General features: G+C 67.9%; 22 protein-coding genes and 1 riboswitch. Of the genes, 9 read left to right on the top strand and 13 right to left on the bottom strand.

From position 1 onward, the window contains the following. Positions 1 to 46 precede the first annotated feature (46 nt). Complete coding sequence (locus T336_RS0115100; RefSeq protein ID WP_019702810.1) at positions 47 to 1039, top strand: LysR substrate-binding domain-containing protein; 993 nt, start codon at positions 47 to 49, stop codon at positions 1037 to 1039. Between the two features lie 34 nt (positions 1040 to 1073). Here T336_RS0115100 and tyrS read toward each other — a convergent pair whose 3' ends face one another. Further along, entirely contained in the window at positions 1074 to 2306 is a 1233-nt protein-coding gene (gene tyrS, locus T336_RS0115095) for a tyrosine--tRNA ligase (RefSeq protein ID WP_019702811.1), read from the bottom strand. A 181-nt stretch (positions 2307 to 2487) separates the two neighbouring features. Between tyrS and T336_RS0115090 the strand changes: the two genes are divergently transcribed. Beyond that, positions 2488 to 3849 (top strand): M23 family metallopeptidase, encoded by a 1362-nt coding sequence (locus T336_RS0115090; RefSeq protein WP_026433180.1) that lies wholly within the window; start codon positions 2488 to 2490, stop codon positions 3847 to 3849. A 199-nt stretch (positions 3850 to 4048) separates the two neighbouring features. Continuing rightward, a complete protein-coding gene (locus T336_RS0115085; protein ID WP_026433179.1) occupies positions 4049 to 5176 on the top strand; it encodes an anhydro-N-acetylmuramic acid kinase in 1128 nt (375 codons plus the stop codon). 21 nt (positions 5177 to 5197) lie between these two features. Here T336_RS0115085 and mdtD read toward each other — a convergent pair whose 3' ends face one another. The 7 genes from mdtD to T336_RS0115050 all read right to left on the bottom strand — a co-directional run bounded on the left by mdtD (position 5198) and on the right by T336_RS0115050 (position 11420). Next, positions 5198 to 6646: a multidrug transporter subunit MdtD gene (gene mdtD / locus T336_RS0115080; RefSeq protein WP_035226155.1), complete on the bottom strand. Its 1449-nt coding sequence runs from the start codon at positions 6644 to 6646 to the stop codon at positions 5198 to 5200. 79 nt (positions 6647 to 6725) lie between these two features. Continuing rightward, entirely contained in the window at positions 6726 to 7091 is a 366-nt protein-coding gene (gene erpA / locus T336_RS0115075) for an iron-sulfur cluster insertion protein ErpA (protein WP_011797076.1), read from the bottom strand. A gap of 65 nt (positions 7092 to 7156) precedes the next feature. Then, positions 7157 to 7558: a bactofilin family protein gene (locus T336_RS0115070; RefSeq protein ID WP_019702815.1), complete on the bottom strand. Its 402-nt coding sequence runs from the start codon at positions 7556 to 7558 to the stop codon at positions 7157 to 7159. A gap of 38 nt (positions 7559 to 7596) precedes the next feature. Further along, the gene (locus tag T336_RS0115065; protein WP_026433177.1) at positions 7597 to 8307 is read right to left on the bottom strand and encodes a DUF6776 family protein; all 711 of its coding nucleotides are present in this window, start codon (positions 8305 to 8307) and stop codon (positions 7597 to 7599) included. Positions 8308 to 8426: 119 nt separating this feature from the next. Continuing rightward, positions 8427 to 8819: a 30S ribosomal protein S9 gene (gene rpsI / locus T336_RS0115060; RefSeq protein ID WP_011797079.1), complete on the bottom strand. Its 393-nt coding sequence runs from the start codon at positions 8817 to 8819 to the stop codon at positions 8427 to 8429. A gap of 9 nt (positions 8820 to 8828) precedes the next feature. Beyond that, complete coding sequence (rplM, locus tag T336_RS0115055) at positions 8829 to 9257, bottom strand: 50S ribosomal protein L13 (RefSeq protein WP_011797080.1); 429 nt, start codon at positions 9255 to 9257, stop codon at positions 8829 to 8831. Between the two features lie 210 nt (positions 9258 to 9467). Further along, a complete protein-coding gene (locus T336_RS0115050) occupies positions 9468 to 11420 on the bottom strand; it encodes a serine/threonine protein kinase (protein WP_026433176.1) in 1953 nt (650 codons plus the stop codon). Positions 11421 to 11608: 188 nt separating this feature from the next. On the opposite strand from T336_RS0115050, the gene T336_RS0115045 reads away from it, so the two are divergent. Next, on the top strand, positions 11609 to 12508 hold the full coding sequence (locus T336_RS0115045; RefSeq protein ID WP_026433175.1) for a 23S rRNA (adenine(2030)-N(6))-methyltransferase RlmJ: 900 nt from the start codon (positions 11609 to 11611) through the stop codon (positions 12506 to 12508). A gap of 6 nt (positions 12509 to 12514) precedes the next feature. On the opposite strand, the gene T336_RS27395 is transcribed toward T336_RS0115045, so the two are convergent. The 5 genes from T336_RS27395 to ahcY all read right to left on the bottom strand — a co-directional run bounded on the left by T336_RS27395 (position 12515) and on the right by ahcY (position 17510). Next, entirely contained in the window at positions 12515 to 13204 is a 690-nt protein-coding gene (locus T336_RS27395; protein WP_244883960.1) for a septal ring lytic transglycosylase RlpA family protein, read from the bottom strand. After that, complete coding sequence (locus T336_RS0115035; RefSeq protein WP_026433173.1) at positions 13182 to 13811, bottom strand: hypothetical protein; 630 nt, start codon at positions 13809 to 13811, stop codon at positions 13182 to 13184. Before T336_RS0115035 ends, T336_RS27395 begins: the two co-directional genes overlap by 23 nt. 71 nt (positions 13812 to 13882) lie before the next feature. Then, positions 13883 to 14731, bottom strand: coding sequence for a methylenetetrahydrofolate reductase [NAD(P)H] (gene metF, locus T336_RS0115030; RefSeq protein ID WP_026433172.1), 849 nt, complete (start codon positions 14729 to 14731; stop codon positions 13883 to 13885). Further along, on the bottom strand, positions 14728 to 15729 hold the full coding sequence (locus T336_RS0115025; RefSeq protein WP_026433171.1) for a TlyA family RNA methyltransferase: 1002 nt from the start codon (positions 15727 to 15729) through the stop codon (positions 14728 to 14730). Before T336_RS0115025 ends, metF begins: the two co-directional genes overlap by 4 nt. A gap of 350 nt (positions 15730 to 16079) precedes the next feature. Then, positions 16080 to 17510, bottom strand: coding sequence for an adenosylhomocysteinase (gene ahcY / locus T336_RS0115020; RefSeq protein ID WP_026433170.1), 1431 nt, complete (start codon positions 17508 to 17510; stop codon positions 16080 to 16082). 68 nt (positions 17511 to 17578) lie between these two features. Beyond that, positions 17579 to 17674: riboswitch (S-adenosyl-L-homocysteine riboswitch) on the bottom strand. Between the two features lie 57 nt (positions 17675 to 17731). On the opposite strand from ahcY, the gene T336_RS0115015 reads away from it, so the two are divergent. The 5 genes from T336_RS0115015 to T336_RS0114995 all read left to right on the top strand — a co-directional run bounded on the left by T336_RS0115015 (position 17732) and on the right by T336_RS0114995 (position 23425). Then, positions 17732 to 18805 carry an acyltransferase family protein gene (locus T336_RS0115015; protein WP_244883958.1) on the top strand — a complete coding sequence of 358 codons (1074 nt, stop codon included), beginning with the start codon at positions 17732 to 17734 and terminating at the stop codon, positions 18803 to 18805. A 173-nt stretch (positions 18806 to 18978) separates the two neighbouring features. Next, positions 18979 to 20607, top strand: a complete 1629-nt coding sequence (locus tag T336_RS0115010; protein WP_026433168.1) for a peptide chain release factor 3 — start codon at positions 18979 to 18981, stop codon at positions 20605 to 20607. A 10-nt stretch (positions 20608 to 20617) separates the two neighbouring features. Further along, positions 20618 to 22009 (top strand): hypothetical protein, encoded by a 1392-nt coding sequence (locus T336_RS0115005; protein WP_026433167.1) that lies wholly within the window; start codon positions 20618 to 20620, stop codon positions 22007 to 22009. 52 nt (positions 22010 to 22061) lie between these two features. Next, on the top strand, positions 22062 to 22415 hold the full coding sequence (locus tag T336_RS0115000; RefSeq protein WP_013596344.1) for a DMT family transporter: 354 nt from the start codon (positions 22062 to 22064) through the stop codon (positions 22413 to 22415). Beyond that, positions 22412 to 23425, top strand: coding sequence for a glycosyltransferase family 2 protein (locus T336_RS0114995; RefSeq protein WP_019702828.1), 1014 nt, complete (start codon positions 22412 to 22414; stop codon positions 23423 to 23425). The genes T336_RS0115000 and T336_RS0114995 overlap by 4 nt, the downstream gene beginning before the upstream one ends. Positions 23426 to 23457: the final 32 nt, after the last annotated feature.

Here is a 23457-nt window from a genome sequence, read left to right as displayed (position 1 = left end):
CAACCGGCTCATCAATCCAAGCCGACGCCCCTGCATTCAGAGCACCATGACCATTCCCGCCCCTGTCGCACACCTGCGCACGCGGCCCGTGGCAGTCGGCCACTGGCGCGCCTTCCTCGCCGTGGCCCGCCACCTGAATTTCCGCGCCGCCGCCGAAGAGCTGTCCCTCACGCAATCGGCGGTGAGCCGCCAGATCCAGGCGCTGGAAGACGAAGTGGGCGTGCCGCTCTTCCTGCGGCACACGCGCGCGGTGGAACTCACCAGCGCGGGGGCGCAGCTGCAGCGCGCCGTGGCGCCTGCGCTGGAGCGGCTCGATGCCAGCGTGCGGCTCGTGCGGCAGACGGCCGGGCGCAAGAGCGTGGCGATCACGACCTGGGCCAGCTTCGCATCCATGTGGCTGATTCCTCGCATGGAGGAATTCCAGCGCGACAACCCCGACATCGACATCCGCATCGATGCGAGCGACGTGTCCGTGGACCTGGAAACCGCGGACGTCGATCTGGCCTTGCGCTACGCCGTGCCGGGCTCGCAGCTGCAGGGCGCGCAGCGGCTGTTCGGGGAGCAGCTCGCCGTGGTGGCCAGCCCGTGGCTGCTCAAGAGCGGCCCGCCCATCCGCAAGCCCGCGGACGTCGCCCAGTTCACGCTGATCGAAGCCGGCGACGCCCACCGCACGGCGTACCTGGAATGGCTGACGTGGCGGCGCTGGTTCGAGCAGAACGGCCAGTCCAAGCTGCAGCCCAAGCGCTGGCTCTACTTCAACTACGCCCACCAGATCGTGCAGGCCGCGCTCACCGGCCAGGGCCTCGCGCTCGCGCGGATGCCGCTCATCGCGGACAGCCTCGCGTCCGGTGACCTCGTCGAGGTGCTGCCCGGCTACCGGCTCGATTCGCCGCTGGTGTACTGGATGCTGGTGGGGCCGCGCAGCGGGCAGCGCCCCGAGATCAAGGCGTTCTGCTCCTGGCTGCTGCGCGAGGCGCAGCTCACCCGCGAAGCCGTGGGCGAAGTCCCCGATCCGGACCTGAACGACGACCTGGGCTGAATCGCCACCGCCCCCAGGGCCGGGGCTGGCGGCGTCAACCCAGCGTGACGCGGGCGAACTTGCGCTTGCCCACCTGCACCACGTACGTGCCGGCCTCCAGCTTCAGGCCGCGGTCGCTCACCACGCCGCCTTCCACGCGCACGCCGCCACCGTCGATCAGGCGGTTGGCCTCGCTCGTGGACGGCGCGAGGTTGGCCTGCTTGAGCAATGCGCCGATGCCCAGCGGCGCGCCGGAGAGCGACACCTCGGGAATCTCGTCGGGCACGCCGCCCTTGCTGCGGTTCATGAAGTCCGCTTCGGCCGCGTCGGCGGCGGCGGCGCTGTGGAAGCGTGCGGTGATCTCCTTGGCGAGCGCCACCTTGGCGTCCTTGGGATTGCGGCCGCCTTCCACCTCGGCCTTGAGCGCGGCGATCTCGGCCAGGCTCTTGAACGACAGCAGGGTGTACCAGTCCCACATCAGCGTGTCGGAGATCGACAGCACCTTGGCGAACATGGTGTTGGCGTCTTCGGTGATGCCGATGTAGTTGTTCTTGGACTTGGACATCTTGTCCACGCCGTCCAGGCCCACCAGCAGCGGCATCGTCAGGATGCACTGCGGCTCCTGCCCGTACTCCTGCTGCAGGTGGCGGCCCATCAGCAGGTTGAACTTCTGGTCGGTGCCGCCCAGCTCCAGGTCGCTCTTCAAGGCGACCGAGTCGTAGCCCTGCAGCAGCGGGTAGAGGAACTCGTGCAGGCTGATCGAGCTGCCGTCCGTGAATCGCTGGTGGAAATCGTTGCGCTCCATCATGCGGGCCACGGTGTACTTGGCGGCCAGCTGGATCATGCCCGCGGCGCCCAGTGGCGCGCACCATTCGCTGTTGTAGCGGATCTCGGTGCGCGCCGGGTCCAGCACCTTGGCGGCCTGGGTGTAGTAGGTCTCGGCGTTGATCTTGATCTGCTCGGGCGTGAGCGGCGGGCGCGTGGTGTTGCGGCCCGAGGGGTCGCCGATCAGCGTGGTGAAGTCTCCGATCAGGAAGATCACCTGGTGGCCCAGGTCCTGCAGCTGGCGCATCTTGTTGAGCACCACCGTGTGGCCGATGTGGATGTCCGGCGCGGTGGGGTCCAGTCCCAGCTTGATGCGCAGCGGGACACCCGTCGCCTCCGAGCGCGCGAGCTTGCGCGTCCATTCCTCACGGGGCAGCAGTTCGTCGGTCCCGCGCAACGACACCTCCAGCGCCCGTCCTACACCATCGGTGACCGGGAATGTTGTAACAGCGGATTGATTCATAAGGGTTTTATCGGGTTCGGCGGGTAGGTCGGTGGCTATACTTCCTGCCACCTTTGCAGCGGCGAATTCTAGTGCGCCCGCCGTTTCGCCTTACGGCCCGGTGCCTGCCGCTGCAACCACGGACATTCCTCGCATGCCGCCCTCATGGGCCCGCATGCGCTTCACCCTGGGGAACAGACTCTTGAACAACGGCTTGACCTCCGCCGGCCTTGCATTGCTGGATCGGCTCTCGCGCTTTGCCCAGACCCATCCCAAACGCATCACCGCCGCGGTCGCGGCCGTCCTGCTCACCGGCGGAGGTGGCGCCTTCGCCGTGGCGTCGTTCGCACCCGATCCGGGCGACCTGCCCCGCACCACCGTCGAGTATCCGGTCGAGTCCCTCGCGGGCGACCGCCCGCTGTCCGCGCTGGTGGACATTCCCAGCTACTCCCTCTACCGCACCGACCAGACCCGCAGCAGCGACACGGCCGAGGCCATCCTGCAGCGCCTGGGCGTGGCCGACCCCGAGGCCGCAGCCTTCCTGCGCAGCGACGGCCAGGTGCGCCAGACTCTGCTGGGCCGCGGCGGCCGCTCGGTCTCCGCAGAAACCACCGAGGACCACCGGCTCGTGAAACTCACGGCGCGCTGGGTGCAGGACGACAGCGGCAACTTCCGCCGCCTCGTGGTCGAGCGCCAGGGCAGCACGTTCGCCTCGCGCATCGAGACGGCGCCCCTCACCGTGGGCAACCGCCTGGCCGGCGGCATCATCCGCAGTTCGCTCTTCGCGGCCACCGATGCTGCCAACATCCCGGACGGCGTGGCCATCCAGCTGGCGGAAGTCTTCTCCAGCAACATCGACTTCCACCGGGCGCTGCGCAAGGAAGACCGCTTCTCGGTGGTGTACGAGACGCTCGAGGCCGACGGCGAACCGCTGCGCAGCGGCCGCGTGCTCAGCGCCGAGTTCCACAATAACGGCAAGACCTACGACGCCGTCTGGTTCCAGGAGCCGGGGGCATCCAAGGGCTCGTACTACACGCTGGAAGGCGAGAGCATGCGCCGCGCCTACCTCGCCTCGCCGGTGGAGTTCTCGCGCGTGACCAGCGGCTTCAAGATGCGCTTCCATCCCATCCTGCAGAAGTGGCGCGCCCACCTCGGCACGGATTTCGCCGCGCCCACCGGCACGGCCGTGCGCACCGTCGGGGACGGCACGGTGGACTTCGCCGGCGTGCAGAACGGCTATGGCAACGTCATCTACATCAAGCACAACAACCAGCACGTGACGGTGTATGCGCACCTGAGCCGCATCGACGTGCGCAAGGGCCAGGCCGTGGAGCAGGGCCAGACCATCGGTGCCGTCGGCGCGACGGGCTGGGCGACCGGGCCCCACCTCCACTTCGAATCGCGCGTGAACGGCCAGCACCAGGATCCGATGGTGCTCGCGCAGCAAAGCGCGGCGGCCCAGCCGGTATCGGCCGCCTCTCGCGCCGCGTTCAACCGCCTGGCCTCGAACATGCGCGTGCAACTGGCCTCGGCTGCGCAGGTGCAGCAGGCCGGCGCGCAATAAGGGGGTACATCCCCCTGAGCGGCTGCGCCGCTTCCCCCTTCTCTCGGCTTCGCCGGGAAGGGGGACGACGCCGACGGCCCGGCAAAGCCGGTTCCGTGGCGCCTGCTGGTCTCAGGCCGCGCCGGCGTGAAAGCCGCGTCAGGTTTTAGAAGCCGCGGCATGTTTTATGCTGTTTTCTCCTTCCATCCCGGCCGGCCCCATGACATCTCCCACGACGACTGAACGCTATATCGGGCTCATGTCGGGCACTTCGCTCGATGGGGTGGATGGGGCGCTGGTCGAATTCGAGGAGGGAACGCCGCTGCGGGTCGCGGGTTTTGCGTCCGCGCCGCTGCCCGATGCGCTCAAGGCCGAGTTGCTGGCGCTCAACACCAGCGGGGCGGACGAGCTGCACCGTGCTGCGCTGGCGGCCAATGCGCTGACGGCCATCTATGCCGAGGTGGTCCAGCGGCTGCTCCAGGCCGCACGACTCGATCCGGCCGATGTGCAGGCCATCGGCGCACACGGCCAGACCGTGCGGCACCGCCCGGGCTTCTTCGACGGCACCGGCTACACCCTGCAGCTCAACAGCCCGGCCCTGCTGGCCGAGCGCACCGGTATCGCCGTGGTAGCCGACTTCCGCAGCCGCGACGTGGCCGCGGGCGGCCAGGGCGCGCCGCTGGTGCCGGCCTTCCACCAGGCCGTGTTCGGCCGGCCGGGCACCACGGTGTGCGTGCTGAACATCGGCGGCATCGCCAACCTCAGCGTCCTCGGCGCGCAGGGCGGGGTCCTGGGTTTCGACTGCGGACCGGGCAACGCGCTGATGGACCACTGGTGCGGCCTCCACACCGGCCAGCCCTACGATGCCGACGGCGCCTGGGGCGCACAGGGCAGCGTACAGCCCGCATTGCTGGAACGCCTGCTGTCGGAACCGTACCTGCACCAGCCGCCGCCCAAGAGCACGGGGCGCGACCTGTTCAACGCGGCCTGGCTGCAGGCCCATCTCCAGGAACTGCCCGCGCTGCCGCCCCGGGATGTGCAGGCCACGCTGACCGAACTGACGGCCCGCGCCTGCGCGATGGCCATGGAAAGCCACGGCCAGGGCGGAAGGCAGCTCGCCGTGTGCGGCGGCGGCGCCCGCAACGGCCTGCTGATGCGCCGGCTGGCCGCCCTGCTGCCCGGGGTCGAAGTCCAGACGACGGACGCCTTCGGCCTGCCGCCGCAGCAGGTCGAAGCCGCCGCGTTCGCCTGGCTGGCCCACCGCGCCCTGCGCCACCTGCCTGGCAACCTGCCCCAGGTGACGGGGGCCGCCGGCCCGCGCGTGCTCGGAGCCCTCTACCCCGCCTGAGGCCCGGCCAGGCTACTGCCTTCAACCCTGCCCCGACACCTCGGGCCCCTCGCGGGGCGGTGTGCGCGCCTCCCGCGGCAGCTGCCAGAACACGGCCGCCGAAACGATGGTGATGAAGCCCACCGTCAGGAAAGTGGACTGGAAGGCGTGCAGCACCGCGCCGGGCACCTCGGCGCCGCCGTATGCCTGGCTCCATTCCGAAAGAACGGCCCCCGCCACCGCCACGCCCAGGCTCATCGCCAGCATCTGCACCATCGACAGCAAGCCATTGCCACTGCTCGCGCTGGCGCCGTCCAGGTCCTTGAGGGTGATGGTGTTCATCGCCGAGAACTGCAGCGAGTTGACGGCACCGAAGGCCGCCAGCTGCAGCACCTGCCACGCCAGCGGCCAGCCGGGCTCGCGCAGCGCAAAACTGGCCATCAGCACCCCCAGCAGCGCGGTATTGGCGACCAGGGTGTTCCGGTAGCCGCACCGGCGGATCAAGGGCGTCGCCACCCGCTTGATGGCCATGCCCGCGAGGGCCGCGGGCAGCATCATCATGCCGGCATGCATGGGCGAGTATCCCAGCAGCAGTTGCAACGACACCGGAATCAGGAAGGGCATGGCACCGCTGCCGAGCCGGCAGAACAGGTTGCCCAGCAGCCCGACCGACAACGTCCGTACACGGAACAGGTGCGGCGAATAGAGCGGCCGCTCGTGCCGCGCGGCATGCAGCCAGTACACGACCAGCGCCACCAGGCCGCCCACGCCCAGCGCCGCCGCCCCGCCGCGCCCGACCACGCCTGCGGCCTCGATGGACAGCGAGATGGACACCATGCCGAAGGCCAGCAGCACATAGCCCGCCATGTCGAAGGGATCGGGCCGCTCCGCCCGCAGCACGGGCATGAACCGGGCTGCCGCCAGCAGGCCGATCAAGCCCACCGGCAGGTTGATGAGGAACACCCAATGCCACGACGCGCTCTGCACCAGCCAGCCGCCCAGCGTAGGCCCCAGCAGCGGCCCGATGAGCCCGGGAATGGCGACGAAGCTCATCGCCTCGAGGAATTCACCCCGGGGGAATGTGCGCAGCACCGCCAGGCGCCCCACGGGCAGCAGCAGCGCGCCGCCCAGCCCCTGCAGCACGCGCGACGCCACCAGTTCCCCCAGGTGGCGCGATGCCGCACAGGCCAGCGAGCCGAGCGAGAAGACGGCAATGGCGAACAGGAACACCGTACGGGTGCCGAACCGGTCCGCGAGCCAGCCCGATGCCGGGATCAGCATGGCCATGGTCAGCGAATACGCGACGATCACCGACTGCATCCGCAATGGGCTCTCGCCCAGGCTCGCCGCCATCGCCGGCAGGGCCGTGTTGACGATGGTCGCGTCGAGCGTCTGCATGAAGAAACCCACTGCCACGATCCACAGCAGGATGCGGCGGTCTGGCGAGGGGCCTGGCGGCAGGGGCGGTTCGGATGCGGCGCTGGGGGACATGGGGGCAGGCGTCTGGCGGGAGAGAACAGGCAGGAACAAAAAAGCCGCCCTGGGGCGGCTTGCTGTCACCGGGATGGGGTCAGACCGAGAAGCTCGATCCGCATCCGCAGGTGGTGGTGGCGTTCGGGTTCTTGATCACGAACTGGGCGCCCTGCAGGTCTTCCTTGTAGTCGATCTCGGCGCCCACGAGGTACTGGTAGCTCATGGCATCGATCAGCAGCGAGACCCCATTCTTCGTCATCGTGGTGTCGTCCTCGTTCGTGATCTCGTCGAACGTGAAGCCGTACTGGAAGCCCGAGCAGCCGCCACCCTGCACGAATACGCGCAGCTTCAGGTCGGGGTTGCCCTCTTCGGCGATCAGGTCGGCCACCTTGGCGGCTGCACTGTCGGTGAAGACGATGGGGGCGGGCATTTCGGTCTGGATGTTCTCGGCTACTGCGCTCATGGGGGTGTCTCCGGCTGAGGGGAGGAATGGTCTCCGATGGTACTGCAATGGCGTTTTCGCGACGTTCAGCCCACTTTTGACGCCAATTTGAGTGTGGGCTTTTCCTCGATGAGCACCGTGGTCGGGCTCATCTGCCCGGAGATGGTGGCCCCCTGGTGCATTTCCAGCGCCTTGTAGTGCACGTTGCCGGTGATGCGCGCCTTGGGCTGCAGCTCGAGCAGCTCGGCCGCATGCACCGGCCCGACCACCGTGCCGTTGATGATCACGTGGGCGGCATGGACGGCCCCTTCCACGCGGGCCGATTCCGACACCACCAGGATGGTGGCGTGCTCGCCATCCTGCGCGCGCACGTCGCCGGCCACCTCGCCGTCGATGCGCAGGCCCTCGGCGAACACGACCTCGCCGTTGATGCGGGTTCCGTGCGCGATGAGGCTCTTGATGGGGGGCTGCTTCTTGCGGGAAAACATGGTGAAACCTCCTTGGCGGGACGGCCGCGCGCCGGCGGTTACTGCATCGAGAACTGGTGGGCGGCCCGGACCGCACTGCCCTCCAGGACCCGCGCGGTCACGGTTTTTACCACGGCGCCGGATGGAATTTCCGACACCCCCTCCACGCGGCGGTAATGCTCGAACTGCAGCGCCTGGGAACCACCGGGCAGCGGCTGCGTCCAGGGCCTGCCGTCCCGCATCCCCTCCACCAGCAGTTCCAGGCGCCCCTTGAAGGGGGGCGCATTGCGCACCGGCTGGATCACCAGCACCTGCCAGCGCAGCTGGCCCGCGCCCATGGCCTCGGCCTGCAGGCCCCGGATGCTCACGCCATCGGCCCTGCCTGCGGGAATGAGCTTCTCGAAGAACCCGAGGTCGTCGCGCAGCGTGCGGTTGTCGGCTTCCAGCTGCCGCATGCGCGCCATCACGCGCTCCAGCGCCGCGCGCTCTGCGGTGAGCAGGGAACCCTCGGCACTGGTGGCCTCGTCGCGCGCACGCGTCTCCTCCCGCAGCCGCGACACTTCCTCGCGCAGCCGCACCAGTTCGTCCCTGGAGCGGGAATCCAGGCCGGCGATGCTCTTGCCGAACTCGAAGGCCCACAGGGCGATGGCCGCGCACAGGCCGAAGAACACGGCCAGCAGGATCCAGCGCAGGGGCCAGGGCATGGCGTTGCGGATCGCCACGCGCGGAGCGCTCACAGTCAGCCTGCGCCGCAGCAGCTTGAGTCGCATGCGTCAACCCTCCTTCAAAAAGCGTTCGCCCAAAGCAAAAAACCGCCAATGATGGCGGTTTTTCGTGGCCGGAAGCGCTCCACCGGAGAACCTCGCGGCCAGGTGCAGCGCACCGAAGATCAGCGCTTCGAGAACTGCTTGGCGCGGCGTGCGGAATGCAGACCGACCTTCTTGCGCTCGACCTCACGGGCATCGCGGGTCACGAAGCCAGCCTGGCTCAGTGCGGACTTCAGCGTTGCATCGTAGTCGATCAGGGCGCGGGTGATGCCGTGGCGGGTGGCGCCGGCCTGGCCGGACTCACCGCCGCCGTGCACGTTGACCTGGATGTCGAAGGTCTCGACATGGTTGGTCAGCACGAGCGGCTGCTTGGCGATCATGATGGAGGTTTCGCGGCCGAAGTACTGCTGAATGTCTTTGCCATTCACAGTGATCTTGCCGGAACCCTTCTTCAGAAACACGCGGGCGACGCTGGACTTGCGACGGCCGGTGCCATTGTTCCATTCACCAATCATGTCGGCTCCTTAGATTTCCAGCGCCTTGGGCTGCTGAGCGGTGTGCGGATGTTCCGCGCCGCCGTAGACCTTGAGCTTCTTGATCATGGCGTAGCCCAGGGGGCCCTTGGGCAGCATGCCCTTGACGGCCTTCTCGAGTGCGCGGCCGGGGTGCTTGGCCTGCAGGTCGCGGAAGTTCGTCGCCGTGATGCCACCGGGATAGCCGGAGTGGCGGTAGTACACCTTGTCCAGGGACTTGGTGCCGGTGACCTTGAGCTTGGAGGCGTTGATGATGACGATGAAATCGCCGGTATCGACGTGAGGCGTGTAAATGGCCTTGTGTTTGCCGCGCAGACGGAGAGCAACTTCGCTGGCTACTCGTCCGAGGACCTTGTCGGTCGCGTCAATCACAAACCACTCGTGCACGACCTCAGCGGGCTTTGCGCTGAAAGTGGACATGAGTTTCTCTTCACAAAAAGAGGGTTTGGCGGTCCTTTTCCACGGTCGGTGCTTCTCTGTACGGAAGCCTCTTAGGTGGTGTCTTGCGCTCCGCCGCGGGACCTGGGAATTCGCTGCGAAGCCCGCCATTATACGAAATACCCGGGCAGCACCGCAAATCCCCCTCTGGGCCCGGTGCGGCATCGCAGGCGGCCCGGGGCACCGCGCGGCTCACTGGGGCTGCATCAGCCGGCGGCGCTCCTCCGCCTCCAGGCGGCGGCGGTTCTCCACGCACAGCGGGTGGTTCGCCACCGCGGGACGCTGGCATTCCTGGTGGATGCACATCGGCCGCGCCAGGAAGCCTGCGTCCGCGCACGCCTCGTCCGGGCCGATCACGCGCGGCGCGGGCTTCGGAGGCGCCGCGGGCACCGCCGCCAGGGACGCCGCGGGCGCGGCGGGGGCGGCCACCACGGCGGCCTCCGCCGCCTTGCGGGCGGGCGGCCGGTTGCGCGCGGAAGACGCGGCAGCCATTGGCGCGCCGGGAACCGAGGCCACCGCCGACCGGGGTCCGGCCTGGGCCGCCGCATACGGCGCGGGCTCCGGCGATGCCGGGGCGGAGGACGCCGCCGGGGCCGCAGCGACCGCCGCGGGCGGAGGCTCCACCGTTTCCGTGATGATTTCCTCTTCGGGCGTCCTCGGCACGGTGGTCGAAGCCGCCACGGTGGCCACGGCCGCCGGCTTGCCGTCGGCCGAACGAGCGGCCCACCACGCACCGCCGGCCGCCGACGCACCCAGCGCCACCAGGGCGACTGCCGCCAGGGCCCACATGCGTGGCTTCCGGCCCGCCGCAGGCGCAGCCACGGCCGCGCCTGCCGGCCCGGGCATCGCCGCGCCGCCCGGCCCGTGTGCGCCCGCGGGCCCGAACCAGGAGTCACCGGCATCGGCAGTGCTGTCGAGGAAGACCGTGTCGCCCCCCGCGGCGGCCGCGGTCGGCGCACGGGGCAAGCGCTCCGGCCCGGCAGCCGGGTCTGGACTGCGGCGCAGCACCGTGGTGACGGCGGCTGGCTCGGGAACGAGCACGGGCGCGGCCATGGGTTCGGGCACCGGCAGGCCCGACATCGGTGCCGGCACGGAGGTGATGTCGATCATCGGCACGGCCACCCCTGCTGCACGGCGATCGGCCGGCTCGACCCAGATGTCGCCGAGTTCGGCGCGGAAGTCGAATTGCTCCATGCCTTCCGGGGGAGCCGCCATCTCGAGGGTGCGCAGGAAATCATCGATGCTCTGCGGCCGGTCCTGCGGCTGCAGCGCGAGCGCCTGCGAGACCGCGGCGACGAACGGCGGCGAATACTCGACGCCGAACTGGCGCTTCACGGTCTTCGCGACACGGGAGAACGGCACCATCCGGTCGCGGATCGCGCGCAGGGTCGCAGGCAGCGGCGTGTCGTTGCACAGGCAGCCGTGCACGACGGCTCCCACGGAATACAGGTCGCTCCAGGGCCCCTGGCGCAGGTCGTTGCCCTCGTCGTTGTACTGCTCGATCGGCGCGTAGTTGACCTTGAGCACCGCCGTAAGCCGGTGGGAATGGTCGGTGATGGCATGCCGGGCCGCGCCGAGGTCCAGCAGCACCGGCAGCCCCGAGTCCTGCAGGAAGATGTTGTCGGGCGAGATGTCGCGGTGCAGGGTCTGGCCCTCGTGGAGCACCCGCAGCGCCCCCAGCACGGACCAGAGCACCTTGCGCAGCCAGGCCTCGGGCGGCGGCGTGCGCATGTGGGCGCGCGCCTGCTTGAGCGTCATTCCCTCGTACAGCGGCATCACCATGTAGGCAGTCTGGTTGGCCTCCCAGAAGCGGAAGACCTTCACCAGCGAGGGATGGTCGAACTGCGCGAGCAGCCGGGCCTCGGCCACGAAGGAGGCGAGCCCCGCCTGGAACGACTGTTCGTGCGAGGAGGAACGCACCCAGAGCGACTGCCCCTGCGCACGGGCGGCCAGCGCCGTGGGCATGTACTCCTTGATGGCCACGAACCGGAGCAGCGAATGGTCGAACGCCTTGTAGACCATGCCGAAGCCCCCGACGCCGAGCAGCGAGACCACCTCGAATTCTCCAAGGCGGGATCCCGCGGGCAAGGCGTCCACGTGGTGGGCTTCGCTCTGGGGTTCGGTGACGAGGGTGGGAGCGGACATAGGGAAAAAGCAAAAATCCAGGGGGCCGGCACGGCTCGGCGGTGTCTGCCGGAGCGGCCGATGGCCGCCATCATGCAGCAACCGGACCGCGGACGGGCAACAAAGCGCTTGCACGGGCCCTGAAACTGCCTCGCCGCCAGGGCCCGCCCCTCGGCGGACACAGGCGGGGCTGGTTACCATCGGGGCCTATGTTCAGCTATCGCCACGCCTTCCATGCAGGCAACCATGCCGACGTGCTCAAGCACACGGTTTTGATCGCCACCCTGCAACACCTCACCCAGAAGGACGCCGCGCTCGCCGTGCTGGATACCCATGCCGGCGCGGGCCTCTTCCGGCTGGACGGCGATTACGCGGCCACGAGCGGCGAGGCGGCCGACGGCATTCTCCGCCTCCTGCCCGCGGCGCTGCCCCAGGGCACCGAACTCGCCCCGGCGCTGCAGGCCTACGTGGACATGGTGCAGGAGTTCAATACCGGCGCGGCGGCGAAAGTCTATCCGGGCTCGCCCTTCATCGCCCACCGGCTGCTGCGCCCGCAGGACCGGCTGAAGCTGTTCGAGCTGCATCCCACGGACATGCGCTCCCTCGCGGGCAACGTCGCGCAGCTCGACGCCGGGCGACAGGTGGCGGTGCTGCACGAAGACGGCTTCGAGGGCATCCGCAAGTTCCTGCCCCCGCCTTCCCGGCGGGGTTTCGTGCTCTGCGATCCCAGCTATGAAATCAAGAGCGACTATGGCAAGGTGGTGGACATGCTGGCCGAAGCGCTCAAGCGCTTCGCCACGGGCACCTATGCCATCTGGTACCCCATCATTCCACGGCCCGAGGCCCACGACCTGCCGCGGCGGATGAAGACGCTCGCCACCCGCGCCGGCAAGCCCTGGCTGCATGCCACCCTGACGGTGAAATCCAGCAAGATGACCTCGGAAGCGGACGGAACGCAGCGGCGCCCCGGCCTGCCGGCGAGCGGCATGTTCGTCGTGAACCCGCCCTACACGCTCAAGGCGGCGCTGCAGCCCGCCCTGCCCCAGATGGCGCAACTGCTGGCCCAGGACGCGCAGCACGCCGCCCACAGCCTCGAATCGGGCGGCTGAGGCCGGTCACGGCGCGACCGAATCGTCCCGAGAGCCGGGACAGGGTGCATCCGGGTCCGCGGGCGCCAGGCTGATCGCCACCGGCTTGATGCCCAGGCCCAACAGGCCCAGGGATTGCGCGGCCGCCCGGCTCAGGTCCACGATGCGGCCGGGCGAGTGGGGCCCCCGGTCGTTGATGCGCACCTGCACCGAGCGCCCCGTGACAAGGCTGCGCACGCAGACGCGCGTGCCGAAGGGCAGCGTGCGGTGCGCCGCCGTGAAATCGTTCATGTCGAACCGCTCGCCGCTGGCGGTGCGGCGGCTGTGGAAACGGGCGCCGTACCACGAGGCCATGCCCTCCTCGCCGAAGCCGGCCAGTTCGCCGTTCAGGTCGAGCCCCGTTCCCGAAGAGCGCTCGTCCTCCGGCACCTGCGGTTCACGGGGCCGGTCGGCTGGCACGCGCTCCGGGGCAACGACGTCCGGGGCAGGCGCGGGCGCCGGAGCCGGGCTCCGGGAAGGGCGCTTCGCCGGCCTGGCAGGCCGCTCCGCCGTGCCCTTGTCTTGCGCGGCAGGAGCCGGAGCGGGCACGGGCGCGGCAGGCGCGGAGGAGTCGCCCGGAGCGGGCGCGACCGCACAGGCGGCCACCAGGGCGCACAGCCCGAATACGGCCAGCCGGCTTCCGGGGCGGCACCAGTCAGCGCTGGCAGCGCGATGCAAAAACCTCTTCAAAACGCTTCAAGTCCTTCTGTTCGCCATCGGTGAGATCGGTACGCGCCCGCTTCGCCGCCAGGATGCGGCGCGACTCGGCGCACTGCTCGGCCCGCCGGGTGGTTTCCGCGCGGGACGCCAGTTCGGCCGCTTCGGCCTGCCGGAGTTCCTCGCGGCGCTGCTGGCGGACCTCACGCTGCTCGCGGTAGAACCGCGCGGATGCCTCCTGCTCCTCTTCCCTGCAGTCTCTTTCGTATTCTCGGCGCAGGCCGTGCAGCACATCGGACTGCAGGCCGCGCGCAGGCCCCGAGCGGACCGCGTCCTGGAGCGTACGGCACTGCGCACTCATGTACTTCCGGTACTCGTTCGCCTCCGGGAAGGTGCGCAGCGGCGGCGGGGACGGCGGCTCGTACCGCGATGGCCCGGGGGCCACGGCGGGCTCCAGCGGACCGGCCGCGGCGGCGGTGGTCACCGTACCCGCCGGGCAGGGCCGCGACAGGGAGAAGACATTGCCCATGCTGTCGCGGCAGCTGTAGCGCAACTGGGCCGAGGCAGAAAGGGGCAGCAGGGCCCACAGCAGGGCTGCCATCAGGGGGGAAGCGAGAGCGGGCGTCATGTCGGGGTCGCGCGGGGAGGCGCCATATTACCCAACACGGCCGAGCCCGCGACCGCCCCCTTTCGGGGGGATCAAAGGCCCAGCCGCCGGCAGATCTCCAGCGTCGCGGCGCTCTGGTTCATGGTGTAGAAGTGCAGCGAGGGCACCCCGCTCGCGCGCAGGCGCTCGCACAGCGAGGTCACCACGTCGAGCCCGAAGGCGCGGATGCTGGCCGAGTCATCGCCGAAGCCCTGCAGCCGCAGCCGGATCCAGCGCGGGATTTCCGCGCCGCACGCATCGGAAAAGCGCATGAGCTGGGTCGAACCCATGATGGGCATGATGCCCGGCACCACCGGCACGTCGAGCCCCAGGGCGCGCACGTCGTCCACGAAGCGCCAGTAGGCGTCGGCATTGAAGAAGTACTGCGTGATGGCCGAATGCGCCCCGGCGCGCACCTTGGTGGCGAAGGCCTGCAGGTCGGCCTCGGGGGAGCGGGCCTGCGGGTGGACTTCCGGATAGGCAGCCACCTCGATGTGGAAATCATCGCCCGCCTCGGCGCGGATGAAGGCCACGAGGTCGCTGGCGTAATGGAACTCCCCGCCGGCGCCGTAGCCGCTGGGCAGGTCACCGCGCAGCGCCACCAGCCGGGACACGCCCATGGCCTTGAGCTGCGCGAGTTGCGCGCGCACGCCCTCGCGGGTGGCTCCGATGCACGAGAAATGCGAGGCCGCCTGCACGCCTTCGGACAGGATCTCGCGCACGGTGCCGAAGGTGCCTTCCTGGGTGGATCCTCCCGCGCCGTAGGTGACGGAGCAGAACTCGGGACGGCGGGCATAGAGTTGCTGGCGCACGGCGCGCAGCTTGTCCGCGCCCTCGGGCGTCTTGGGAGGGAAGAACTCGAAGCTGACCGGAAGGGCCGCCTTGTGCGTGGAAAGGCTCATGCCTTCCTCCTTGCGTGGATGAAGAATTCGCGGTTGCCGTCACCGCCGTCGATCGGGCTGTCGTGCCAGCCGGCCACGTCCAGGCCCAGCGCGGCGCAGCAGTCGCGCAGGCGCTGCTCCACCTGGGCATACAGGGCCGGGTCGCGCACGATGCCGCCCTTGCCCACCTGCCCCGGCTGCAGCTCGAACTGCGGCTTGACCAGCATCAGCAACTCGCCGCCCGCCTTCAGCAGCGGCACCACCGCCGGCAGGATCAGCGTGAGCGAGATGAAGGACACATCGCCGGTGACGAGGTCGAATTCAGGCGTGATGTCCACGTCCTCGCGCCCCGCAAGGCGGCGCAGCTCGGTGGGCAGCGCACCCTCGGCACGCGCGCGCGCCCTGGCTTCGCGCTCGGCCTTGAAGGCCTCCACCTCGTGCTCCTTGGCATCGTCGCTGTCGTCGTACCCGTCGTCCACCTGGCCGCCGTTGCGCATCCAGGCATAAGGCGCCTCGGGCTGGGTTTCGTTGTCTTCCGGATCGCGCTCCACGCGCTCGGACAGGGCTTCCTCGCACGCATCCCGCAGCGACTCGGCGGTCACGGAACGGGCATTCAGCCCCTCCACGCCCACCACGCGCGGGTCGTCCCGCAACCGCTCGTGCAACTGGCCATGGCCCACGTCCACGCCGATCACCTGCGCCGCACCATGCTGCAGCAGGCAGTCGGTGAAGCCGCCCGTGCTCTGCCCCACATCGAGGCAGCGCAGCCCGGCCACCTGCAGGCCGGTGGTGCGCAGCGCACCCTCCAGCTTCAGGCCGCCACGCGACAGATACCGCGCCTCCGCGCCATCCAGCAACTCGACCTCGGCGATCGCCGGAATGTCGTCACCGTTCTTCGCGACCTTCGTCCACGGCAGGCTCGCCGCCAGCCGCCACTGCACGCCGGCCGCGATCAACCGCTGGGCCTGCGACCGCGTGGCCGCATGGCCGTGCTCCACCAAAAACACATCCGCGCGCATCAGCGCCTTCCTCTCCAACAGGGCGGGCCGCACACGCGGCCCGCCACATTCAATCCATTACAGGCAGCTGAGAGAACCGTGCCAGCGACATCGCCGCACGGCACGTCATACCGCCCGGGATATCCGCGACAAAATTCGCCGGACGAACGCTACTTGCCGCGCTCAACCGGCAGTCCGTCACGGACAGCCCGAACAGTCCTCGGCACCTGCCATTCGCCAGGGCACTCGCCCGCCCCCAGGCCAGCAGACGCCGTGGAACCGGCTCCGCCGGGCCACTGGCGTCGTCCCCCGTCCCGCCACGCGCAGCGGGGCGAGAGAAGGGGGAAGGCGCGCAGCGCCTCAGGGGGATGTCAATACCGATACGTATCGGCCTTGTACGGGCCTTCCTTCTTCACGCCGATGTAGGCAGCCTGCGCGTCGGTCAGCTCGGTGAGCTGGGCGCCGACCTTCTTCAGGTGCAGGCGCGCGACCTTCTCGTCCAGCACCTTGGGCAGCACGTACACCTTGCCCGCCTGGTAGGCGTCGGGCTTGGTGAACAGTTCGATCTGCGCGATGGTCTGGTTGGCGAAGGAGGACGACATCACGAAGCTGGGGTGGCCCGTGGCGCAGCCCAGGTTCACCAGGCGGCCCTTGGCCAGCAGGGTGATGCGCTTGCCATCCGGGAAGATCACGTGGTCCACCTGGGGCTTCACTTCCTCCCACTGGTACTTCTCGATCGAGGCGACGTCGATTTCATTGTCGAAGTGGCCGATGTTGCAGACGATGGACTCGTTCTTCATGGCCACCATGTGCTCGTGGCGGATCACGTCCTTGTTGCCGGTGGTGGTCACGAAAATGTCGGCCTTGTCGGCGGCGTATTCCATGGTCACGACCTTGTAGCCTTCCATCGCGGCCTGCAGGGCGTTGATCGGATCGATCTCGGTCACCCACACCTGGGCGCGCAGGGCGGCCAGGGCCTGGGCGCAGCCCTTGCCCACGTCGCCGTAGCCGGCCACCAGGGCCACCTTGCCGGCGATCATCACGTCGGTGGCGCGCTTGATGCCGTCCACCAGCGATTCGCGGCAGCCGTAGAGGTTGTCGAACTTCGACTTGGTGACCGAGTCGTTCACGTTGATCGCGCGGAACAGCAGCGTGCCCTTGGCGGACATCTCGTTCAGGCGGTGCACGCCGGTCGTCGTTTCCTCCGTCACGCCGATGATCTCGGCCGACTTGCGGGTGTACCAGGTCGGGTCTTCCGCCAGCTTCTTGCGGATGGCCGCGAACAGGATACGCTCTTCCTCGCTGGCGCCGTTGCCGGCGACCAGCGATGCGTCCTTCTCGGCGCGCTGGCCCAGGTGCATCAGCAGCGTGGCGTCGCCGCCGTCGTCCAGGATCATGTTCGGGCCTTCGCCCGGGGTGCCCTTGGCGCCGAAGTCGAAGATGCGGTGGGTGTAGTCCCAGTAGTCTTCCAGCGATTCGCCCTTGATGGCGAACACCGGCGTGCCGCCCGCGGCGATGGCGGCAGCGGCGTGGTCCTGCGTGGAGAAGATGTTGCAGGAGGCCCAGCGCACGTCGGCGCCCAGGGCCTTCAGCGTCTCGATCAGCACGGCCGTCTGGATGGTCATGTGCAGCGAGCCGGTGATGCGTGCGCCCTTCAGGGGCTGCGCCGCCGCGAATTCCTCGCGGATGGCCATCAGGCCGGGCATCTCGGTCTCGGCGATCTTGATTTCCTTGCGGCCCCAGTCGGCCAGGGAAATGTCGGCGATGGCCAGGTCGGCCTGGGGCTTGAGAACTGCGCTCATGGTTTTTCTCCGGTGAAGAAGGTGGAACCACGCAATGCAGGGGGAATGGATCACTCACCGCACAAAAGCGTGGGCGAGCGTCGTTGCAAAATGATGATCCGAGCCTCGCGTCCCTGCAGTACCCGGGCACCGGGATGAAGGACGCTGCAACGCTCCTCGGAAGACCGTGATTATAAGGAGATCGGGCCCGAGCGGCTCGCCGCTCGCCCATCGCCAACGATATGCCCCGGAAAGGGCCGACAAAGGAACCAGCGCCCATGTCCACACCGCACAGGAGCAACCTGTTCGATCTGCTGCGCATCGCCGCGGCGAGCGCCGTGATCTTCAGCCATCACTTCCACATCACGCGCACGGCCCCCCCGTCCTGGCTGCACTCCAACATGGTGGGAGGGGTGGCGGTGATGACCTTCTTCACGATCAGCGGCTACCTGGTCACCCAGAGCTGGCTGCGGCAACCGCAGGTCGCGCCGTTTCTCTTCAAGCGATTCCTGCGGATCTGGCCCGGGGTGCTGGTCGCGGTGCTCAGCAACGTGTTCCTCTTCGGTGTCGCCTTCACCTCGCTGCCTGTTGCGGATTTCCTCGTCCATCCCGAAACGCTCGGCTATTTCCGCAACCTGCTGCTGATCAAGGACTACCCCAACCTGCCCGGCGTCTTTGAAAACAATCCGCTCAAGCATCTGATGAACGGCCCCTTGTGGACCATCCCGATGGAAAGCCTGTGCTACCTCGTGCTGGCAGGCGCGGGGTTGCTGGGTGTATTCAGGTCGCGTGCGATCGCATGCGTTGCGGGCCTGGCCTACATCGCCTTCTTTCTCACGGCCCGCAACGCGGACCTGACCGGCGAGATGCGGCACTGGTTCGAATATCCGGCCTATTTCACCTACGGCGCGCTCATCGCCGTTTTCCGCCAGGAATTCCATGCCTGCGCCGGGCGGCTCCTCCTCGTGCTTGGGCCCCTGGCCGCGCTGCTCTTCTTCGGCCTGCACCTGGAGCATTCGGCCGGCCTGCTGCTGCTGCCGCCGCTGCTGATTTTCCTGGGCTCGTTGAACGTACCCTCCCTGGCTTTCCTGCAGCGCGGCGGCGATCCGTCATATGGCATCTATCTTTACGGATGCCCGGTGCAGCAATCGGTGTATGCCGTCTTCCCGGACATGCCTTTCATTCCCAGCCTGCTGCTGTCGATCGCCCTGGCGGTCGTGGCCGGATACGCTTCATGGCATTGGGTGGAATCGCCCGCCCTGCGCTTCAAGCGATTTTCTCCACGGATGGGAGCACGGCTCCCGGATCCCGCCTGAAGGGGCCGGCGGCGCGGCGGCAGCCCGGCATGGCGGGCGCGACCCGGCCCAGGGCCACCGCTAGAATATCGCCACTTCCCCCGGCTGCTTTCCCCTTGCGGCGGTGCATTGGCGCACAGCCGCAGCGCCCGTACTTCGACCCTACGCCGCGCCGCGCCTTCACCAGAAACACTGTGTCCTACGCTTCCGAAACTCGGCGCCGCCGCACGTTCGCCATCATTTCCCACCCTGACGCGGGCAAGACCACGCTCACGGAAAAGCTGCTGCTTTTCTCGGGCGCGATCCAGATCGCGGGTGCCGTGAAAGGCCGCAAGGCGAGCCGCCACGCCACGTCGGACTGGATGGAAATCGAGAAGCAGCGCGGCATCTCGGTGGCCTCGTCGGTCATGCAGATGGCCTACCGCGACCATGTGGTGAACCTGCTGGACACGCCTGGCCACAAGGACTTCTCGGAAGACACCTACCGCGTGCTCACCGCCGTGGATTCCGCGCTCATGGTGATCGACGCGGCGAACGGCGTGGAATCGCAGACACGGCGGCTGATCGAGGTCTGCCGGCAGCGCGACACGCCCATCATCACCTTCGTCAACAAGATGGACCGCGAGGTGCGCGAGCCCCTGGACATCCTCGACGAGGTCGAACGCGAACTCGGCATGCCATGCGTCCCCATGACCTGGCCGGTGGGACAGGGCAAGAGCTTCGGCGGCATCATCAACCTGCGCACGCAGGCCATGACGGTGTTCGAGTCCGGCAGCGAGCGCCGGCCGCAGGATTTCGAGACCATTCCGCTCAGCGACGCGGACACCCTGCGCGCGCGCTTCGGCTCCACTTTCGACGAGGCGATCGAAAGCATGGAGCTGGCCGTGGGCGCGTCCCCGGCCTGGGACCACGAGGCCTTCCTCGCCGGCAAGCAGACGCCCGTGTTCTTCGGCTCCGGCGTGAACAATTTCGGCGTGATGGAAGTGCTCGATGCCCTCGTGGACCTCGCGCCCGCCCCGCGTCCGCGCACCAGCAACCTCGTGGTCAACAGGCAACCCGTCGAGAAAACGGTGATGCCCGAGGAGCAGAGCTTTTCCGGCGTGGTGTTCAAGGTGCAGGCCAACATGGACGCCAACCACCGCGACCGCATCGCCTTCGTGCGCGTGGCGTCCGGCAGGTACACCCCGGGCATGAAGCTCAAGGTGCAGCGCACCGCCAAGGAATTGCGCCCGACCAGCGTGGTGACCTTCATGAGCCAGCGGCGCGAGGCCGTGGAAGAGGCCTATGCAGGCGACATCATCGGCTTCACGACGCACGGCGGCGTGCAGCTGGGCGACACCATCACCGATGGCGCCAGCCTGCAGTTCACCGGCCTGCCCTTCTTCGCGCCCGAGATGTTCATGACGGTGGTGCTGAAGAACCCGCTGCGCACCAAGCAGCTGCAGCAGGGCCTGGCCCAGCTGGGCGAGGAAGGTGCCATCCAGGTCTTCAAGCCCGATGCCGGGGGCAACATGCTGCTGGGCGCCGTCGGCCAGTTGCAGTTCGAGGTGGTGCAGCACCGCCTCAAGACCGAGTACGACTGCGACGTGCGCCTGGAAAACTGCCAGTACACGGGCGCGCGCTGGATCACTGCGGACACGCCGGCGGAATTGCGGGCCTTCACGGACGCCTACCCGATGCGCATGGCCCACGATGCGGCCGACACGCTGGCCTACCTGTGCACCAGTCCCTACGACGTCCGGCTGGCACAGGAACGGTTCCCGAAGATCCATTTCCATCCGCTGCGTGAACACGCGGGACTTGCACTGCAGACCAATGCCTAACACATACACCATGCCGCTCGCCAGGGGCGCGACCGACGGCTCGACGTCCGACCGGCGCTCGAACTCAGACTGGAGCGCGTTCGTGGTCTGCCTGGCCATATTGACGTCCGTGTATGTCCTGTGGCTGCTGGTGTTCTGGCCCGGGGTCCTGGGGGAAGACAGCCTGGGAGTCTTGCTGGAAGTCCAGGATCCGGTCACGAACCGGTCCGGCAAACCCGTCTTCTGGTACTACTTCGTCAAGATCTTCTATGAGCCCGCCCACAGGGTGGAAGTGCCGATCGCGGTGCTCATGATGATCTGCGCGGTGGTCTTCTCGCGCATTCTCGCGTGGTCCTGGACGCAGGGCTTCCGGAAGACGACGATCTTCCTGCTCTTGTTCATCGCGCTGGCCCCGCACACCGTCTATTTCATCGAAACGCTGTACCCGGACGGCATCTACTCCGTCGCCGTGGCAGGACTGATCTTTGAAATATGGCTGAGCGCCCGGCGCCGCGGCCTGAGCCGCGCTTCCGTGGCGATGATCGCGCTGACCCTGCCGTTCGCTGCATTCGCCAGGCCGAACGGCATCATCTTCCTGCTGCCGGTGGCCCTGCTGGCCTTGATGGTGGACAAGGCCGGCCGCCGCTGGCTCGGCGCCATACTGATCGTGTGGTGCGGATTGCTGGTGGCAGCATCGCAGGCGCACAAGAGCAAAGGCCATGGCGTGCTCTACCCGCTGGCCATCTACGAGACCGTCAACTTCCTGCAGCCCCGCCCGATGAACCTCTGGACTGCGCAGCCGAGGGTCATGCCGGAAACGGTCGAACTGCTGAAGAAGTACAACTCCCTGGACGTCTATCTGAGCCACTACGACCCGGACTACTGGGATCCGCTCCAATTCTTTCCCAAAGGCCCCAGGGTCTCGAGCCTGACGAAAGCGGACAGCAAAGCGGTCGTGAAGCAGTTCTTCAAATACAACCTGTGGCACAACATGCCGAAGTTCCTGGGCAGCCGGGTGAACATCTTCTTCGTTTCCGCCTTCGCCATGGGCGGCTTCCCGGGGCCGAAATATGCAGAAGTCATCCTGCGCCAGTTGAACACCCAATCGACCTACCGGCTCTTCCAGTGGACCGGCGCAGAGAAGATCGCAGACAGGATCTTCGAGTTCAGCTTCGAATATCGCTGGCTCCTCTGGACGCCCTTCCTGGGCATTTTCCTGGTGTTCTGCGCATTCCTCAAAGGGGCGAGGCAGCGGGATGCCGCCCTGCTCCTGGCAGCGACCCCCATGGTCGTGCAACTGGGGGCCATTTTCATCTTCTCCATTGCGGGCGAATACCGGTACCTGCTCCCGTTCTTCATGATCGCCATGCCGCTCCTGCCCATATTGCTGGCCCACCGCGGCAGGGGCCGCGCAGCGCATTGAAGCGCCCGAACGACCGCCTCGTGCGGGCTTCTTCCTTCCACTCCACCTTTCTATGTCGCTGTTACTGACCTCCCTGACGCTTCTGTGCGTCCTCGGCATCTCCGTCGGACAACTTCTGTTCAAGAAGGCCGCTATGCTGCTGCCGCCGCAACCCGCGATCACGGATTGGCTGTTCAACGGCTGGCTCATCGTGGCCCTGGCGCTGTACGGCCTCACGACGCTGCTCTGGATCTGGGTGCTGCGCAGCGCGCCTTTGCATCTGGCCTATCCCTTCATGGGCCTTGCCTTCCTCATCGTTCCGACCATGGGCTGGCTTTTCCTGGGCGAGCCGCTGCACCTGCAGACCTTCATCGGCGGCGCGCTGATTCTCGTGGGCATCGCCGTGGCCGGGAGGGCCGGGGCATGATGCCGACCCGCAGCACGATGTCCATCGCAGTGGCGATTCCCTGCTACAAGGTCACCCAGCATGTGCTGGGGGTGATCAGCGCGATACCGGCATCCGTGGAGCGCATCTATGCAGTGGACGATGCATGTCCTGACGGCAGCGGCGCATTCATCGAGGCGAACTGCACCGACCCCCGCGTACGGGTGCTCTTCAATCCGGAGAACCGCGGCGTCGGCGGAGCGGTCGTGACGGCCTACCACCAGGCGATCGCCGACGGCATGGACATCGTGGTGAAGATCGACGGCGATGGGCAGATGGATCCTGCACTGTTGCCGCACTTCGTGCGCCCGATCCTGGCGGGCCGTGCCGACTACACCAAGGGCAACCGCTTCTTCCGGCCGGAATCGGTGCGCGGCATGCCTCCGGTGCGACTCTTCGGCAACGCCGTGCTGTCGTTCATGACCAAGCTGAGCTGCGGGTACTGGACCCTCATGGACCCGACCAACGGGTACACCGCCGTGCACACCAGCGTGCTCCGCGAATTGCCGCTCGACAAGCTCGAGCGGCGCTACTTCTTCGAGACGGACATGCTGTTCCGCCTCAACACCCTGCGTGCCGTCGTGCGCGACGTGCCGATGGACTCCGTGTATGCAGACGAGGAATCCAACCTGAAGATCGGCAAGGTGCTGCCGGAATTCCTGAAGAAGCACGCCTCCCGCTTCCTGCGCCGCTATGGCTACAGCTATTTCGTGCGCGACTTCAACGCGGGATCGATCTACAGCATCTTCGGCCTGCTGCTGCTGGCCTGGGGCAGCATCTTCGGCGCGCGGCAATGGATCCACAGTGCCATGGGAGACCAGCCGGCCACCAGCGGCACCGTCATGCTGGCCGCGCTTCCCGTCATGGTGGGCATCCAGTTCCTGGTGGCCTTCCTGCACCACGACGTGAGCAGCGTGCCGACGGAACCACTGAGCCCACAACTGTCCGACGAGTTCGATCCGGGCATGGCCCGCCGCCCGGAGGCTCCGTGATACGCGTGTCTTCCGTGGGCCCGGCGCCCGCG

This window comes from Paracidovorax oryzae ATCC 19882 (assembly GCF_000687165.1).
Classification (GTDB): domain Bacteria; phylum Pseudomonadota; class Gammaproteobacteria; order Burkholderiales; family Burkholderiaceae_C; genus Paracidovorax; species Paracidovorax oryzae.
The sequence above is the reverse complement of the archived record's forward strand: the minus strand, read 5'-3'. Positions and strand labels throughout refer to the sequence as shown.